Raw genomic sequence first — 16,290 nt, 5'->3', positions numbered from 1 at the left:
CAAATTCTATTGCGTAATTCAACAGAATTCGTATATAATAGGAAAAAAATGCTATAAAAATATTAGTCTATTAAAGCCACGGCTGCATTTCTTTAACTTTTTCTGTCCATCTTAGAATTTGAGCCGCTTTAATACACTAAAAAGTGGGGGAAAAGATGATTAAGAAAAGTTTAGCTGCATTATTTGTCATGTTGTTTGCATTTTCCTTTGGGACCATGGCATTCGCATCTGAAAACTCAGATGTGGAAAAAGGATTACAAATTATTGACGAAGCCAACAAGCAAATCGACAGCCTGATTGCAGAGACCGTCGCAAAAGGCGATGAACTGAAAGCGGCACATGATGAGAATACGGCTGCACTTACTGCAGACACTGTATTGACTGAGAATCAAAAAGCAGAAAAAATCGCTGCTGAAAATACTTCATACAATGCAGCACTAGATGAATTGATTTCAACTTTACAGGACAAAGCGATCGAATTAACGAATGCTGGAATTGAAAAAGCCGCTGTATACGGCATCGAAGCTGTATGCCAATGGAAGCTTGTAAAAATCGCGGACCGTGAAGTTTGGGTGGATCCGATACAAGTAATAGGATTCTAACAGTAATAAATTTAAAACGAGTTCTTCTTTAGAACTCGTTTTAAACTTATAGGAGAAGATATCATGGAAGGACTACAGATTGGAAAAAAAGATCAGTTTATTGAAAAAGTCCTACTAAACTCAACTGAATTAAGATTGTTGGGGAGTACATCAGGATTAGAGATTATGCATCAGACAATCTATAAAAATCGAATGTTCTATCTTTATCCAAGTGACAATCCAGACGTAACAGAATTCATATATTTTATAAGCGGTAAAGTAACAGGTGAAATCAATAAGGAAAAGGTAGAGCTTGTACCAGGTGACTATTGCCTCGTTAATGGATTGAAAGATCCTGTTCATTTTACGGCTTTGACAGACGTCACTTATTTGATTGTTACAACGGAACATTCTTTTTCCCATATAAGTAATGAAATATTAACTTTAAAGGGATTTGTGAATCAAGTAGAAAAGAAAGACAGATACACCTTTTTGCACAGTGAAAGGGTAGCTGAATATAGTATAATGATTGCTAAAAAACTCAGACTGTCACCTGAACAGTTAAAGAGTTTATATTTAGCAGCCGGCTATCACGATGTAGGAAAAATCAATGTTCCGGAGGAAATCCTGAATAAGCCCGGAAGTTTGACAGATGAAGAATTTGATATTATCAAGAAGCACCCTGTGGATAGTGTAAAGATGATTCAGCATATCTACAGCGGGAAAATCCTGAAAATCATCGAGCAGCACCATGAGAGGCTGAATGGCTCTGGATATCCTTATGGACTTAAAGAGGATGAAATTCTTTTCGAATCCAAGATCATTGCGGTTGCAGATACCTTCGATGCCATGACCGAGGACCGTGCATACAGGAAGGCTTTCTCTGCTCAGTATGCCCTGGAGGAAATAAAGCGTTTATCGGGCACACACTACGATGAAAAAGTTGTGGCTGCTTTTGAAGCCGTGTTAATGGAGGAAGGAAAGATTTAGAAAAGAGACGTCCAAGGAGAACGTCTCTTTTTTTGTATGATCAGGAAAAGATTCTGTCGATTTCGGCTGCCTCTTCAGGTGTGAGGCGTACATCCAGTGTTTTAAGGTTGGAAAGGACCTGGTCAGGCTTCTTTGCACCTGGGATAAGTGCATCGATGGAGCTGCGTGTTAAATACCAGGCTAAGACCACATGAGCGGTTTCCGCACCTTTTGCTTCTGCAATGCTTCGTACTTTGTCCACTTTTTCGAGATTCCGGATGAATTGCTCTCCCTGGAACATGGGATTTTTGGCCCGTCCGTCCTGGAAGGTTGTCTCTTTTGTGTATTTTCCTCCGAGAAGTCCAGCAGCAAGCGGGAAATAAGGGATGAACGAAATCGTATGCTCTGAGGTATAAGGCAGCAGGTCTTTTTCCGCATCCCGTTTAAATAGATTGTATTCAGACTGCAGGACGTCCACATAGCCATCCTTATTTGCTTCCTTGAGCTGATCCAGATTAAAGTTGGACACTCCGATGGCCCTGATTTTCCCTTCATCCTTTAAAGCCTTAAGAGCTCCTACGGCTTCATCCTTCGGTGTGTGCTCATCAGGAAAATGAATATAGTATAAATCTATGTAGTCTGTGCCGAGCCTTTTAAGCGATCCTTCCACAGCTTCCCGGAGGAAGGAAGGGGAATTATCAAACACCACTTTTCCATCAACCAACTTGTGGGCGCCCTTGGTCGCAATGATGAAAGAATCCCTGCTTCCGGTTTCTTTCATCACTTCGCCGATTAGTTCTTCAGATCGCTCAGGACCATAAATATAGGCTGTATCAAAGAAGTTGATTCCATTTTTTATGGCTGTCCTTACCATCTCTCTGCCAGTTTCATCATTTAAGTTAGGATAGATATTGTGTCCTCCCACTGCATTTGTTCCAAAACCGATAGGATTAATTTCCAGATCAGTTCTTCCTAGTTTTACTCTTTGCGTCATTTGATTCACTCCTTTTTTGTCCTTATGATCATTCTAGCGGATTGGTGCACGGAAAGAAAAATAGAAGGCTTGGAAAGAAAAAAAGAAACCATAAATATATTATGTAAACAAAAAATAGTTGAATTAAATACAGCCCACTGGAGGAAATAGTATGGAAATCATTAAGTTCGGAAAAAAAGAAGAGGGAATCCAGGACATCTTGAGGCCGGCCGTTTATGGAATTCTATTGGACAGCCAAAAAGGCCGGCTCGCCCTCATTCAGATTGCCGATGGGGAATTGAAGGCAGTGAAACGCACGCGGAATGCTTAAAGAGCGAAGCACTTGAAGAAATGTGGATGGATATTGAGATCGGCCCGTATTTGGGTGCTGCCAGGAAATATTTTTATTCCACCAATCAATACAGCTATTATCTCAGCGAGGGGCGTTTTTATAGATGCACCTCCTACTGATAGCAGATGAACCATCTGAGCCGGACAATTTCCTAAAGTGGATTGAACCTGCAAAGGCTTTAAACCTGCTCTTCCATGAACACCAAAGCTGGGCAGTCAGCGAAGCCCTGGAAGCATAACAAAATCGGCACCGTCCAATGTGGGCGGTACCGATTTTGCAGGTGTCTGACTTCATTTTCCGGCTGCATGTCAAGCTTTATCTGGATATGGTCATTTTTCTGCTGCCGGTCTTGATTTTGGTGAGGCTTCCCTTGTGGATGAGGGCATTGATTTCGCCGCCTACCACCAGTGTCAGGCCTGTCAGGTAAAGCCAGAGCATGAGGACGATGACGCCTCCAAGGCTTCCGTAAGTGGATGAATAATTTCCAAAGTTGCTCACATAAAAGGAGAATCCTAAAGATATGATCTGCCAGACTATGGTCGCTACAATGGCTCCAGGAAGCACTTGTTTAAATGGATAATGCTTATTTGGGGCCTTTGCATATAGAAAGGCAAGAACGACAATGATGACGCAGATGGCTACAACCCAGCGCAGCACACTGAATAATGCCTGAAAAGTGCTGGGTAGGGGTAAAACTTCGTCTAACATGTTATAAAGGACATTACCGAATACCGGCAGTACAAGCGCCACAATAAATGTGACGATCAAGCAGATTGTCAATAGGATGGAAGTCAGCCTCTGTTTGATGAAGCTTCTGGTTTCTTCGACATCAAAGGCGATATTCATCGATTGGATGAAGGCGTTGATTCCGTTAGACGCCGACCAGAGGGTACCGAGGATACCAACAGTCAACAATCCTCCGTTTCTGTTGCTTACAACATTTTCAATATTGTCCTTGAAAACCGAGGTCGTTTTAGACGGCATCACGGTCCCCATGAATTTCATCGCTTTGGAAGGATCAATATTAAAATAGGGAAGGATGGATAACAGCAGAATCAGCAATGGAAACAGCGAAAGCATATAATAGTAGGATTGTTCTGCCGCCAGCCCTGTAGCACGGTCTTTTTTCATTTCGGCCCCCAGTTTTTTCCCAAAACTCAATAAACCTTTCATATACATCATCTCCTGGCAAGTTATTAAGTACAAGTGCTTCAGTCCCTTTTTCCCGTTTAAGACAGGGAATAACCACATTTATATGGAAAGTCCCTGGACATACGGGAGTTTAAGGTACAGAATCAAGGGGAATTAAATGCATATAGCAAGGCACATCCATTCAAAGGAGGAACATGATATGAAACAGCAATCTGTTGTGGTAAATGGGAAAAACAATAATTTGATGGTAAAAGGATTAATTATTGGAGGCATTATCGGAGGGGCTCTTTCCCTTCTGGATTCACAGACCAGAAAAAAAGTTAAATCTTCAGCCGTTGGACTCAAGGATTCTTCTGTAGAGATGATTTCCCAGGTTCGTGAAAATCCGGGAGAAGTGAAGGAGCAGATGATCCAGCGCTTCAAATCTGCCTCCAATTCATTGAAGGATGCCATTGCGGAAGCTCAAGATCTGTACGAAATGGTAAATAAAGAGGTATTCGGCAAAATGAACAATGTAAAAAGCATCACAAGTGATACCATGGATGCCGCTCGCGAGGCGACAGAAGAAATTAAAGGAATCACCTCAAAAGTGGCTGAAGCAGGACAGAAGCTGACAGGCTCTGCGCCAGTCCAATCAAGCTCTAACCGGCTGGACAGCTCTTCAGATACAGCCTATAACACAACTGTCTCCCAGGAGAGCAAAGAACAAATGAGACTGCCATCCGGACGTCTGAATTAATTAATTTACTAATTTGCATTATATTATAGGGCCGGCCAGATTCTTTGGCTGGCTTTTTAAATCTTTATAAAGACATTTCGGAAATGCTCACCGCCCTTATTGAAAGCAAGGATCTGGAATCAATTTTATCTTCTAGCTTTCACAGCCTTATAAAAACAGCTTAATAAAAAGCCATCAGGCTGCACATATTATCAGCTTAATGGCTACTTAAATTATAATGTTTCATTCAGACATTTTCAAAAAGGCAGTACAACTGGCGCTGCAGGCTCATAAGACAGCAGCATTCTCATTTGGTCTGCCGGAAGGGGTCTGCTAAAGTAGTAGCCTTGTCCTACGGAACAGCGACTTTTTATCAGATAATCCACTTGGGCTTTTTCCTCTATTCCTTCTGCAATTACTTCAAAATTCAAGCTAGTCCCAATATCTATTATAGCATTAGCGATAAGCCCTTGATTAATGCTATCATGAATATCATCCACAAAGGCTTTATCAATTTTAATCTTATCGATTGGAAGGTGCTTTAAATAATTTAGCGAAGAATACCCTGTCCCAAAGTCATCTATAACAATTTTCATTCCCATCTTCTTTAAGATTTTTAATATTTCTACCTTCCTAGTATTATGCATCATGCTTTCTGTTATTTCTAACTCAAGGTATTCAGGATTAAGACCGGCTTCTTCCAATATTAGTGCCACGTCACGGGTGAAATCATTTTCTTGAAGCTGTCTCACTGAAATGTTTACAGCAACCGGGATCGGTTTAAAACCAGCCTCAAGCCACTTTTTGTTTTGATTCACTGCTGTCCGCAAAACCCACTTGCCAAGAGAGACGATCAATCCAGTTTCTTCGGCAAGAGAAATGAACTCATTTGGAGGAATCAGCCCTAAATCGGGATGCTGCCAGCGTACTAAAGCTTCAATTCCGGAAATTTCTCCTGATTCTAAATGGTATTGAGGCTGATAATGGAGGACCAATTGATTAAGTTCGAGAGCTTTTCTTAATCCGTTTTCCAATTCCATTTTTCTTAATGTATTCTTATTTAATTCGGTGGAAAAGAACTGATAGTTGTTTTTTCCTCTTTCTTTTGCAAGATACATGGCTGCATCCGCATGCTGGATTAATGATTCGGCATCGTGGCCATCTTCAGGGTACATACTTATGCCAATACTTGTAGTTATGTAAAAATCCTCGTCATCTATCCTGAATACGTCCTCCATATTTTTTAAAATGGTTTCAGCAAAATGTTTAACATCTCTGACCTTAAGATTCTCCAGTAGAACAATAAATTCGTCTCCGCTGTACCGCGAGACGATACCTTTATCCTTCAGAGCATTCTTGATTCGGTCTGCCACACGTATTAAAAGCTTATCGCCAACCGAATGTCCTTTAGTATCATTTATTAATTTGAAACGGTCCAGATCTAAAAATAAAACGGCTGCATCCATATCCTGTCGAAACATTTTCTCGAAGTAGCTAGACAAAAGATTCCTGTTGGGCAGGCCGGTTAATGCATCATGATAGGCCATTTGGTGAATGGTCTGTTCTGCTTTCTTACGTTCAGAAATATCTCTTCCTACTGCGTGCCATGCCTGTCTGCCTTCGTACTGGATGGGGATTAAAGTAACTTCAATATCTCTATTCTTTCCAGAACCCGACAGAACGGTTTCAAAAGTCATCATTTTACTTTTGTCATCCATTAGTTTAGGAATAATAGATTGATCCAGAAAATCAGGATTTAGATACTTATCAATAGAAGTGCCAATAATTTGTTCCGTACATTCAGCACCGAGAAGAGTTACGCCGGTACGATTGATATATTCAAATCGCCGATTACTTATAATCGCAATAAAATCAGGAGACATCTCTACAAGGCTTTGATATCTGGATTCACTCTCTTTTTGATGGGTAATATCAAATAAAACACTTGTGAAATCAATAAGCTCTTTTTTTTGATTATAAACAGGGATCCCTGAATCCCGAATCCATCTAATTTCACCATTTGGCCTCACGATTCGATAGACACTGGTAGCCTTTTTTCCTTGCTGGATTTTCTCTTGCCTTTCAACAAGAACAGCTCTGTCCTCTTCAGGAATTACTTCCTTCCAAAGATTACGATTCTTATAAAACTCATTTAAACTGTATCCATATAGCTTCTCGATTCCTGGAGTTATAAGTAATGTATCTGTTTTTAAGTCGTGAGACCAAATCGCAATATCAAGGCTTTCAAAAATATTCTTCAATCTTTCTGTACTTTCTGTTAATAGTTTTGTAGTTTCATTGTTTTTAAAGAAATAATACAATAGTAAAGAAATGGACCCAAGGCTGAATAGGTAAGAAATACCTTTCATCACAATCTCAGCATGTGGAGGCCACGAAGGGGAAGTCACCTCAACCAATTCAGAAAGTATAAGAATGAATACAAGTATGACAATTCCAACATAACTATATTTTTTTCTAAGCTGCATACGAATTTACTCCTAAAAAATCATTTATTAATGTTTATATCGGAATCGTCTGCTCATATTTTACCGTTTGACTCATAAAAAGCGTTATATCAAGAACTCTTGAATGCAACTCATTGATTGCTGCGATTTGATAAGAAAGATCTGGTTTATAAATTCTAGATCGCACAATCTATCCTAATAATTGGCTGTCAGCTTTTGCATATAAGGGAGTAAACTAAGCCTGTTATATCATTTTCTTATTGCTTTCAAGATATATGGGGGTATCCTTTATGTAAGAAGAGGAAAAAAATAAAGGGTGCTTTTTATACCTTATTCTGATATAATATTGATTCGTAAGAATTTAGTGTCATTTTTACATTAATATCTTGCAAATATTATGTGATAAGGTGGCAAATACTATGAGTCAAAAACCGTACAGAGTTTTATTGTATTACCATTATGTAACCATTGAAAATCCTGAAGAATTTGCAAAAGAACACTTACAGTTCTGCAAGGATCTTGGATTATTAGGAAGAATCCTTGTAGCATCTGAAGGGATTAACGGAACGGTTTCCGGTACAATCGAACAAACCGATCAATACATGGAAACAATGAAAAATGACCCGCGTTTTGCGGATATGGTATTTAAAATTGATGAAGCGGAAGGACATGCCTTCAAGAAAATGAAGGTGCGTCATAGACCAGAACTTGTAACTCTCCGCCTGGAAGATGATATAAATCCTTTAGAGCTGACTGGTAATTACCTGAGCCCTAAAGAATTCCGTGAAAAAATACATGAAGAAAACACTGTTCTTCTTGATGCGAGAAACGATTATGAATACGATCTAGGACACTTCAGAGGCGCCATCCGTCCTGATATTGAAAATTTCCGCGACCTGCCTGACTGGGTACGCGAAAACAAAGACATGCTGGAAGGCAAACAAATCATCACTTACTGTACCGGCGGAATCCGCTGTGAAAAATTCTCAGGCTGGCTGAAAAGAGAAGGCTTTGAGGATGTATCACAGCTGCATGGCGGAATTGTGACTTATGGACACGATCCTGAAGTGCAAGGTGAGCTATGGGATGGACAGCTGTATGTATTTGATGAAAGGATCGCTGTACCGGTAAACCGCAAGGAACACGTTGTGGTAGGCCGCGATTATTATACGGGCGAACCTTGTGAACGTTATGTGAATTGTGCAAACCCTGCATGCAATAAAAAAATTCTCTGCTCTGAAGAAAACGAGCATAAATATATGCGCAGCTGTTCTCATGAGTGCCGCGTAAACCCTAATAACCGTTATATTCCAGAACATGGTCTGACGGAAGAAGAAGTGGCAGAGCGCTTAAAGGCAATCGGTGAAGACACACTGCAGGTTCAATAATGGAAAAACAGCCGGGACGTCAAGGTCCCGGTTTTTTTATGGATTGACAGTTGAAAAGGCAGTATGTCATAATCACATTAACCAAATTGAATAATGAATTACCTTTAAATATAGTCCAGAGAGACTAGCAAGGTAAGTAACGAATAGGATCGGTCTGCCTTTTTCAGGTATCGAACAGGGTCCTTTGCATTCAGTTACTTTACAAGCAGCAGCTTCCTGTCTCTCTATGGCAGGAAGCTTTTTTTATGGAGATTTAAAGGTTGATCACCAAAAAAACATCAGCCGGGAGGAAAATTAAATGAAGCTATATCACGTAATAGGGGCCAAACAATATGACCGTACTTCCCTTGAGGACCTTTTTGTGCGGGCAGACCGGATGGAAGCGGTGGTCAAAAGCGGAGGAAACACCCAGTTTTCCAGTAAGATCATGACAACTCTCTTTTTTGAACCAAGCACACGAACAAGATTATCCTTTGAATCAGCGATTTCACGGCTTGGAGGCAAGGTGATCGGTACTGAAAACGCCGGACAATTTTCATCTGCGACCAAAGGAGAAACTCTTGAGGATACCATTCAGGTCGTCTCTCAATATTGTGATGTCATTGTGATGCGCCATACGGATATAGGAGCCGCAGAAAGGGCTGCTGCTGTGGCATCTGTCCCGGTTATCAATGCGGGAGATGGGGGAGGCGAGCATCCCACACAGGCACTTCTGGATGTGTATACCATCAAAAAGGAACTGGGGACCCTTGATCATATTCATGTGGTCATGGTCGGGGATCTGAAATACGGCCGGACAGTCCATTCTCTTTCCTATTTGCTGGCAAACTATAAAAATGTCCATATCACCTTTACGGCTCCTTCCAATGTACAGATTCCTCCCTATGTTACAGAGTATTTGTATGCAAAAGGAGTATCCTACTCTGAAGAAACGGATCTCCACGCTGCGGTCCGAGCTGCCGATGTGATTTATCAGACCCGTATCCAGAAGGAACGATTTGATAACGAAGAAGATTATAAGCTCGCTGAAGGGAAATATATCATTACAGAGGAGCTTTTAAAACATATGAAAAGCACCTGCACGATCCTCCATCCGCTGCCGCGTGCAGGGGAAATCGAAAAGGAAGTGGACCAGGACCCGCGGGCAGCTTACTTCAGGCAGGCGAGAAATGGGCTGTTCATCCGAATGGCCCTGCTGGAGAAATGTTTCGAGGGAATTCCTGCCGAAAAAGAAATGGCTGCGTTGTCTAGATAAGAAACTATTTTCTTATTTCATCAATAAAAAAAGCCGGACAGCTTGCGTATTAAAAGACGTATGAATGGTCATACGTCTTTTTTTATATATCTAGTTTTCTCAAAAATTTGTGAACTCTGTTGGCATTGGCAGCAGATAACTGCCCGGATTTCCATGTACTATGTACGAAAAATAAGATCAGAAGACACGGGTTTCATCCCCATCTCCCTGGCCCATACAGACAATTGGCCGATATGGTGGACTTCATGAGAGGCGATATGGCTTAATACTTTTATATAGGAAACTTTATCTATACTGCCGTCCTTTCTCTTGAGGTTTAAAAATTTTTCTTCAAAGCCTTCATGGGAATTCAGAAGGTCCATGGTCACAGATCTAGTCGATCCTGAATAATCCTTCACTTCCTCCAGTGCAGGGACACTCCCTGTATCTTTCTGGAGTACGGGCTTCCCCAGCATCTGATTCACCCAAATCTGCTCACAATCGATCACATGAAATAAATTATGAAGAAAGCTCCCCATGCCTCCATGCCGTTTTTTTGTTAATTCTTCCAATGGAATCTTTTCACACCAGGAGAACCAGTCCTCCCGAACCTGCCAATTATAAAGAAATATTTTAAACAACGAACCAACCCCCGGATGATCTATTCTTGCTTTTCCAGTCCCTATGGTAGGCCTTCTCTCTTAAAAAATCTTAATGTAAGAGGTTTTGAGTTTTTTGTTTTTTTAACCAGTAATTTCCTATACAATACTAGTATACTCGTAAATTTTCCAAAAATAAATATGCTGTGAGAGCAATACTGAATTTGGAGCAGCCAGGAAAGGATTTGATCGTCAATGACATTTCCCGTTTATATTTTTGGGATCCATCCACACTTTCTTTTTGAGTCTTTGTCTTATTTTATAGGATTCAGGGTGTATTTATATACACGGAATAAAGAGAAGCTTCCGATGGAGGCGGCACTGTGGGTGGTAGTGGGAGCGATTTTCGGGGCTTTCCTGGGCTCCAAATTTGTGTATTGGCTTGAGGATCCGGTTAAAACGCTTCATTATTGGCATGATTTTGTTTATCTTATGGAAGGAAAAACGATCGTGGGAGGCTTGCTGGGCGGATTAATTGGTGTGGAGACAGCAAAGCTCATCATCGGCTGGAAAAGCTCCACAGGAGACGATTTCGTCCTCCCTCTGGCTGTGGGAATGATGATTGGGCGGATCGGCTGCTTCTTAACCGGTATGGATGACCATACATATGGGACTCAGACCAGCTGGATCACGGGAGTAGATTTCGGGGATGGAATCAAGAGGCATCCCACACAGCTGTATGAGATTGTCTTTTTATTCGGTCTTGCGTCCGTCTTATTCATGATCAAAGGAAAGAAAAAGTTGTTATGGAACGGTTATTTGTTCCAGCTGTTCATGCTTAGTTATTTGATATTCAGGTTTGTCATTGACTTTATCAAGCCCACTCCGCATCCTTATTTTCATTTGAATAATATCCAGATTGCCTGTGCGGCGGGGATTTTTTATTATGTTCCATTGATGATTAAAACACTAAAATTAAAGGGGGATCCCCCGAATGCCGAACAGACCTTACACATATTATGATTTGACGATCAGCATATGCTCGACATGCCTGCGCAAAGTGGAAGCGAAGATCATTTTTGAAAATGAAAATGTCTATATGGTGAAAACGTGCATGACACACGGAAGAGAGAAAATCCTCATCTCGACGGATATTGACTACTATAAACTGTGCAGGGATTTTATTAAGCCATCTGAAATGCCTCACAGGTGGAACACACCGGTCAAGTATGGCTGTCCCTATGACTGCGGTCTGTGCCCTGACCATGAGCAGCACAGCTGTCTGACCCTGCTGGAAATTACGGAACGCTGTAATTTGAAATGTCCGATCTGTTTTGCGGAATCCTCTCCGCATAAAGGGAGCTTCCGTTCCCTGGAACAGATTCAATTTATGCTGGATTCCATCGTCGCAAATGAAAAGGAGCCTGATATCATCCAGGTCAGCGGCGGCGAACCCACCATTCATCCGCAATTCTTTGAAATTCTCGACAGAATCAAAGAAAAGCCAGTGAAGCATATCATGGTCAACACGAATGGGCTGCGGATCGCAAATGACAGGGAATTTGTGAAACGTCTCGCTGAATATAAGCCGGGATTTGAAATTTATCTTCAGTTTGACAGTTTTGAAGGTGAAGCACTGGAAGAGCTCCGCGGGGCCGATTTAAGGGAAGTGCGCCAAAAAGCAATCGACCACCTGAATGAATTCAATATCTCCACTACGCTGGTTGTGGTGCTCAAGAAGGGCTTGAACGATCATGAAGTGGGCAGCATCATCCAATACGGCTTAAAGCAGACATGCGTCCGGGGGGTAACCCTGCAGCCGATTCAGAGTGCCGGAAGGCTTGAGAACTTCGACCCTGAAACTGACAGGCTTACACTGAGCGAGGTCCGTCAGCTGATTATTGACCAATCCGGTGTGTTCGGGGAAAAGGACATGGTACCTGTACCCTGCCATCCTGATTCTCTTGCCATGGGATACGCCTTCAAAAAGGACGGAAAAGTCACGCCGCTCACCGGGATGGTGGATAAAAACATTTTGCTTGAAGGAGAGAGGAATACCATTGTCTTCGAACAGGATGAAAATATCCGGAATATGATCTTTACGCTTTTTTCCTTGAATCATTCACCAGATTCGTCATCGATGGCGTTAAAAGACCTGCTCTGCTGTCTGCCAAGAGTGAACCTGCCAGGCGACATCGGGTATGATAATGTATTCCGTGTCATTATCATGCAATTCCAGGATGCCTATAATTTTGATGTGCGTTCTGTAAAGAAATCTTGTGTGCACATTGCCCATCCAGATGGACGGATCATTCCATTTGATACCTATAACCTGTTTTACCGCGATGATAAGGAGAAGGAGCTTATGAAAATCCGGGAAGAAATCATGATGGGAAGAGAGTCTTCAAAGTCTTTTTAACAAGGGGTGGAGCATGTGAGCGGAAATGAATGGAAGGGGCCGCAGAAGGATGCAGGGGAGCAGGGCAGTGTATGGGCAGGGATCGGGATTGGAGTCTTGATTCAATTTATCAGTTTCTGTGCAGCTCTCTCTGGCTGGATCTATTTTCTCCTCGTTGGGTTCATTCTCCAGATAGGGGTCATCGTATATTTTTTTATGAAAAAAAGAAAATATACAGCCATCGGTTTGATCATATTACTGGGGTTTGCCCTTCTGGTATTCGCGGCCTGCTTTGGACTGATCATCTATGGTCTGGGATAATGGGCTAGAATTCCGCCGATGTTTGATTGATAAATGGCAGACACAGCCATTGACTCTGCATGTCCGGAACCGGACCTTGGTCAATGGCTTTTTTTTATTGTGTCAGGCATCAATGAATTTATGTTTTTTCATATCCCTCCTCGGGAAAGAGAATACTAGTAGCGGTTGTTATACAGAAAGAGGGATGAATGTGAATGGGTTTTTTCAGTTATTAAAGAAAGGGAATAGGTCTGCAATGGTTGCTGCCATTGTCAATGCGGTGATTGCCGTGATCAAGGGTGCAGCTTTTATATTTACCGGCAATGTGGCAATGTTCGCGGAAACCATGCACAGTTTAGGTGATGCAGCCAACCAATTCTTTGTTTTTACCGGCTCGGCGCTCAGTAAAAGGGCTCCGACAGAAAGATTTCCCGGCGGCTTTGGCAGACTGGTTCATCTTGTTCTTCTCGGAGCCGTATTAATCGTTGGGATCATGGCCTATGAAACGATAGTGGAAGGGTATAAGCACATTATCCACCCGACAGAGTCAAAAGGTCTTTTGATTAACGTGATCATCCTTGCTGCAGCCACCTGCCTTGAAGCATCCGTCCTTTTCAAGGCGATGAAGGAAATCCTTCACGAAACCGATACCAAGGCAACAGGCTTTGATATTCTTGCTAAGAGCTTTGCCAATGTGAAACGAGGAAAGCCGGCTACTAAGCTCGTTTTTATGGAGGACTCTGTCGCTACTTTAGGCGGGATCCTGGCGATAGCAGCTGTTCTGCTTTCCCACTATACTCCGTTCCATCAGGCAGAAGGAATCGCATCCATTCTTATTGGAATCATGATGTTCCTTGTTGTCGGAAAGGTATTTTTGGATAATGCCCGAGGCGTACTAGGGGAAGCCGATGATGAAATGGAGCAGAGAATCGGTGAGCTGGTGATCAATGACCCCGATGTAAAGGATGTTGGAGAAATTGCGGTCATTAAGGAAGGCGATGAACTTCATGTTGAACTTGAAATTGAGATCAACCCTGCTATCTCCTTTGCTGAAGCCGATGATATAAAAGACCGGATCGAAGAGAAAATCTTGGCCCAAAGAGGAGTAACGGATGTGACCATTGAGCTTGACGAGGATGATGGAGTGTCCAATTGGGGCAGGCATGCCAATGAACCAAGATAGTTCTATATGGTCCCATTCCCCCATAAACTAGAATAAACTATGCGGCGGAGGGGACAAATGGAAAAAAATATGGATACCGTCATTACAGAGTATATGGTTTCCCGCTATCATGAACTGCATAAACAATCAAAGCAGATTGAAAAAGAGATGAATGAATTAAAGAATAGCTTTCACTGTTATTTTGACCAGGCAGTCGGCAGGGAGGGCAGGGGAGAGCTTGAGTTCCCGCGCTACAAGCTCCAGCGGCAGGTCAGGAAGGCTGAATCCTATCAGGTGCAATCGACCATAGAGCTCCTGGAGAAAATGAATTTAACGGACTGTATTGAAATTGTAAGAAGGCCGCATGACGAGAAAATAAAGTCAGCCATAACGCTTGGTTTCTTGGAGCCGACCGATCTGGAAGAGTGCATCATCAGGAAAATAACCGCGGCGATTGTGGTGAAAGAAAAATAAAACCAGCCGGCACCGCTATTCAGGCTATTTCTGCTGGATAGATGGAAAGCCGGTTTTATTGTTTGCAAAAAATTCAGTAAATTTGCTCTTTTTTTTACGTTAAAGCATTGATATAGATGAAAACTAGGAGTAAAATAAGTTTTATTAAATTTTTCACATAAAACAGGAGGCAGTAATATGAATGGCCATACAATCAAAGTAGAACTAAGCACAGCAAGAAAAGAAAAGCCGCAATCTGACCAGTTGATCTTTGGGAGAAACTTTACTGATCATATGTTTGTGATGGACTATACGGAAGGAATCGGCTGGCATGATGCCAAAATCGTCCCTTACGGAAAGATTGCGCTTGATCCATCTTCAATGGTTTTCCATTATGGCCAGACTGTTTTTGAAGGACTGAAGGCATATACAAAGGGCGAAAGGATTCTGCTGTTCAGACCGGAGAAAAACTTCCAGAGAATGAACATTTCCCATGATCGGCTATGCATCCCGCATATTGACGAAGAGTTTGCCCTGGAGGCGCTGGAAAAGCTGATTAATATTGATCAGGACTGGATCCCGAAAGCACCCGGCACATCCCTTTATATCAGGCCTTTCGTTATCTCAACCGAACCATACCTGGGTGTGGCGCCATCAAGGCATTTCAAATTCATGATCATCCTTTCTCCGGTTGGATCTTATTATAAGGAAGGCATCAAGCCGGTTAAAATTGGTGTGGAACAGGAATATGTCCGTGCAGTCAAGGGAGGCACCGGCAGCGCAAAGACAGGCGGGAACTACGCCGCCAGCTTAAAAGCCCAGGAAAACGCGGATGCCACCGGCTGTGCACAAGTATTGTGGCTTGATGGCATCGAAAAAAAATATATCGAAGAAGTCGGAAGCATGAACATCTTCTTTAAAATAAACGGAGAAGTCATTACGCCTGCCTTGAACGGAAGCATTCTTGATGGTGTTACCCGGAACTCGATTATTCAATTATTAACCTATTGGGGAGTACCGGTTTCCGAGCGCAGAATCTCTTTAGAGGAAATATACGAAGCCCACAAAGCCGGCACACTTGAGGAAGCCTTTGGTACAGGCACAGCCGCCGTTATCTCCCCGGTTGGGGAACTGCTTTGGAAAGGGGAAAGCCTGCTTATCTCTGGGGGAGAAACAGGTGAACTATCACAGAGAGTCTATGAAACTCTCACAGGCATCCAGAATGGCGAAATCGAAGACCCATTCGGCTGGGTGCGCGAAGTACAGAATGAAAAGATTTATGTATAATAGAGGAGATTTTTAGAGGAGCCAGTACCTGTCTTTTGCTGAAGCCTGAATCGTTAAGAATGATTCAGACTGCAGCGGGACGGGGCTGGCTCTTTTATGCGTTTCCGGAAAGCAGTGTGCTTGGAGGGAAAGGCACCAAAGTAGTCCGAACCTGGAGCGCCTTCGGACAAGTTGAGAGGCAATGGAGTCAAAGTAGTCCGAACCTGGAGCGCCTTCGGACAAGTTGAGAGGCAAAGGAATCAAAGTAGTCCGAACCTGG

Annotated in this window: 18 protein-coding genes; 14 read left to right on the top strand and 4 right to left on the bottom strand. The window is 42.4% G+C overall.

Annotated features, from left to right (window positions below; translation table 11 throughout):
- The first annotated feature begins 155 nt into the window (after positions 1 to 155).
- A complete protein-coding gene (locus H539_RS0114070) occupies positions 156 to 602 on the top strand; it encodes a hypothetical protein (protein WP_026694049.1) in 447 nt (148 codons plus the stop codon).
- A 63-nt stretch (positions 603 to 665) separates the two neighbouring features.
- Positions 666 to 1,571 (top strand): HD-GYP domain-containing protein, encoded by a 906-nt coding sequence (locus H539_RS0114065; RefSeq protein ID WP_026694048.1) that lies wholly within the window; start codon positions 666 to 668, stop codon positions 1,569 to 1,571.
- Between the two features lie 40 nt (positions 1,572 to 1,611).
- Here H539_RS0114065 and H539_RS0114060 read toward each other — a convergent pair whose 3' ends face one another.
- Positions 1,612 to 2,544, bottom strand: coding sequence for an aldo/keto reductase (locus H539_RS0114060; RefSeq protein ID WP_026694047.1), 933 nt, complete (start codon positions 2,542 to 2,544; stop codon positions 1,612 to 1,614).
- Between the two features lie 151 nt (positions 2,545 to 2,695).
- On the opposite strand from H539_RS0114060, the gene H539_RS32845 reads away from it, so the two are divergent.
- On the top strand, positions 2,696 to 2,854 hold the full coding sequence (locus H539_RS32845) for an NUDIX hydrolase (RefSeq protein WP_245602188.1): 159 nt from the start codon (positions 2,696 to 2,698) through the stop codon (positions 2,852 to 2,854).
- Between the two features lie 124 nt (positions 2,855 to 2,978).
- Complete coding sequence (locus tag H539_RS33115) at positions 2,979 to 3,113, top strand: NUDIX hydrolase (protein ID WP_281171424.1); 135 nt, start codon at positions 2,979 to 2,981, stop codon at positions 3,111 to 3,113.
- 77 nt (positions 3,114 to 3,190) lie between these two features.
- On the opposite strand, the gene H539_RS28565 is transcribed toward H539_RS33115, so the two are convergent.
- Positions 3,191 to 4,048 (bottom strand): YihY/virulence factor BrkB family protein, encoded by an 858-nt coding sequence (locus H539_RS28565; protein ID WP_051348584.1) that lies wholly within the window; start codon positions 4,046 to 4,048, stop codon positions 3,191 to 3,193.
- A 178-nt stretch (positions 4,049 to 4,226) separates the two neighbouring features.
- On the opposite strand from H539_RS28565, the gene H539_RS28560 reads away from it, so the two are divergent.
- On the top strand, positions 4,227 to 4,766 hold the full coding sequence (locus tag H539_RS28560) for a hypothetical protein (RefSeq protein WP_051348583.1): 540 nt from the start codon (positions 4,227 to 4,229) through the stop codon (positions 4,764 to 4,766).
- A 236-nt stretch (positions 4,767 to 5,002) separates the two neighbouring features.
- On the opposite strand, the gene H539_RS0114035 is transcribed toward H539_RS28560, so the two are convergent.
- A complete protein-coding gene (locus H539_RS0114035) occupies positions 5,003 to 7,231 on the bottom strand; it encodes a sensor domain-containing protein (RefSeq protein WP_035322670.1) in 2,229 nt (742 codons plus the stop codon).
- Between the two features lie 398 nt (positions 7,232 to 7,629).
- Here H539_RS0114035 and trhO point away from each other — a divergent pair, with 398 nt between their 5' ends.
- Together trhO and pyrB are read left to right on the top strand one after the other, a co-directional pair.
- Positions 7,630 to 8,598, top strand: coding sequence for an oxygen-dependent tRNA uridine(34) hydroxylase TrhO (gene trhO, locus H539_RS0114030; RefSeq protein ID WP_026694045.1), 969 nt, complete (start codon positions 7,630 to 7,632; stop codon positions 8,596 to 8,598).
- Between the two features lie 298 nt (positions 8,599 to 8,896).
- Positions 8,897 to 9,853 (top strand): aspartate carbamoyltransferase, encoded by a 957-nt coding sequence (gene pyrB, locus H539_RS28555; RefSeq protein WP_051348582.1) that lies wholly within the window; start codon positions 8,897 to 8,899, stop codon positions 9,851 to 9,853.
- Positions 9,854 to 10,011: 158 nt separating this feature from the next.
- On the opposite strand, the gene H539_RS0114015 is transcribed toward pyrB, so the two are convergent.
- Entirely contained in the window at positions 10,012 to 10,473 is a 462-nt protein-coding gene (locus tag H539_RS0114015; RefSeq protein WP_035322669.1) for a DinB family protein, read from the bottom strand.
- Between the two features lie 291 nt (positions 10,474 to 10,764).
- Between H539_RS0114015 and H539_RS0114010 the strand changes: the two genes are divergently transcribed.
- From H539_RS0114010 to H539_RS0113980, 7 genes are all read left to right on the top strand, one after another.
- Entirely contained in the window at positions 10,765 to 11,454 is a 690-nt protein-coding gene (locus tag H539_RS0114010) for a prolipoprotein diacylglyceryl transferase (RefSeq protein ID WP_245602187.1), read from the top strand.
- The gene (locus H539_RS0114005) at positions 11,426 to 12,850 is read left to right on the top strand and encodes a radical SAM protein (protein WP_026694042.1); all 1,425 of its coding nucleotides are present in this window, start codon (positions 11,426 to 11,428) and stop codon (positions 12,848 to 12,850) included. Before H539_RS0114010 ends, H539_RS0114005 begins: the two co-directional genes overlap by 29 nt.
- A 15-nt stretch (positions 12,851 to 12,865) precedes the next feature.
- Positions 12,866 to 13,150 carry a hypothetical protein gene (locus tag H539_RS0114000; protein WP_026694041.1) on the top strand — a complete coding sequence of 95 codons (285 nt, stop codon included), beginning with the start codon at positions 12,866 to 12,868 and terminating at the stop codon, positions 13,148 to 13,150.
- A gap of 190 nt (positions 13,151 to 13,340) precedes the next feature.
- Positions 13,341 to 14,312, top strand: coding sequence for a cation diffusion facilitator family transporter (locus tag H539_RS0113995; RefSeq protein WP_026694040.1), 972 nt, complete (start codon positions 13,341 to 13,343; stop codon positions 14,310 to 14,312).
- A gap of 57 nt (positions 14,313 to 14,369) precedes the next feature.
- Positions 14,370 to 14,765, top strand: coding sequence for a hypothetical protein (locus H539_RS0113990; protein WP_026694039.1), 396 nt, complete (start codon positions 14,370 to 14,372; stop codon positions 14,763 to 14,765).
- A 177-nt stretch (positions 14,766 to 14,942) separates the two neighbouring features.
- Positions 14,943 to 16,031 carry a branched-chain amino acid aminotransferase gene (locus H539_RS0113985; RefSeq protein WP_026694038.1) on the top strand — a complete coding sequence of 363 codons (1,089 nt, stop codon included), beginning with the start codon at positions 14,943 to 14,945 and terminating at the stop codon, positions 16,029 to 16,031.
- Between the two features lie 35 nt (positions 16,032 to 16,066).
- Entirely contained in the window at positions 16,067 to 16,258 is a 192-nt protein-coding gene (locus H539_RS0113980) for a hypothetical protein (protein ID WP_026694037.1), read from the top strand.
- Positions 16,259 to 16,290 lie beyond the last annotated feature (32 nt).

The organism is Peribacillus kribbensis DSM 17871 (assembly GCF_000430765.1).
GTDB lineage: Bacteria > Bacillota > Bacilli > Bacillales > DSM-1321 > Paraperibacillus > Paraperibacillus kribbensis.
Note: the sequence above shows the minus strand (reverse complement) of the source record. Positions and strands in the feature narration are given on the sequence as shown.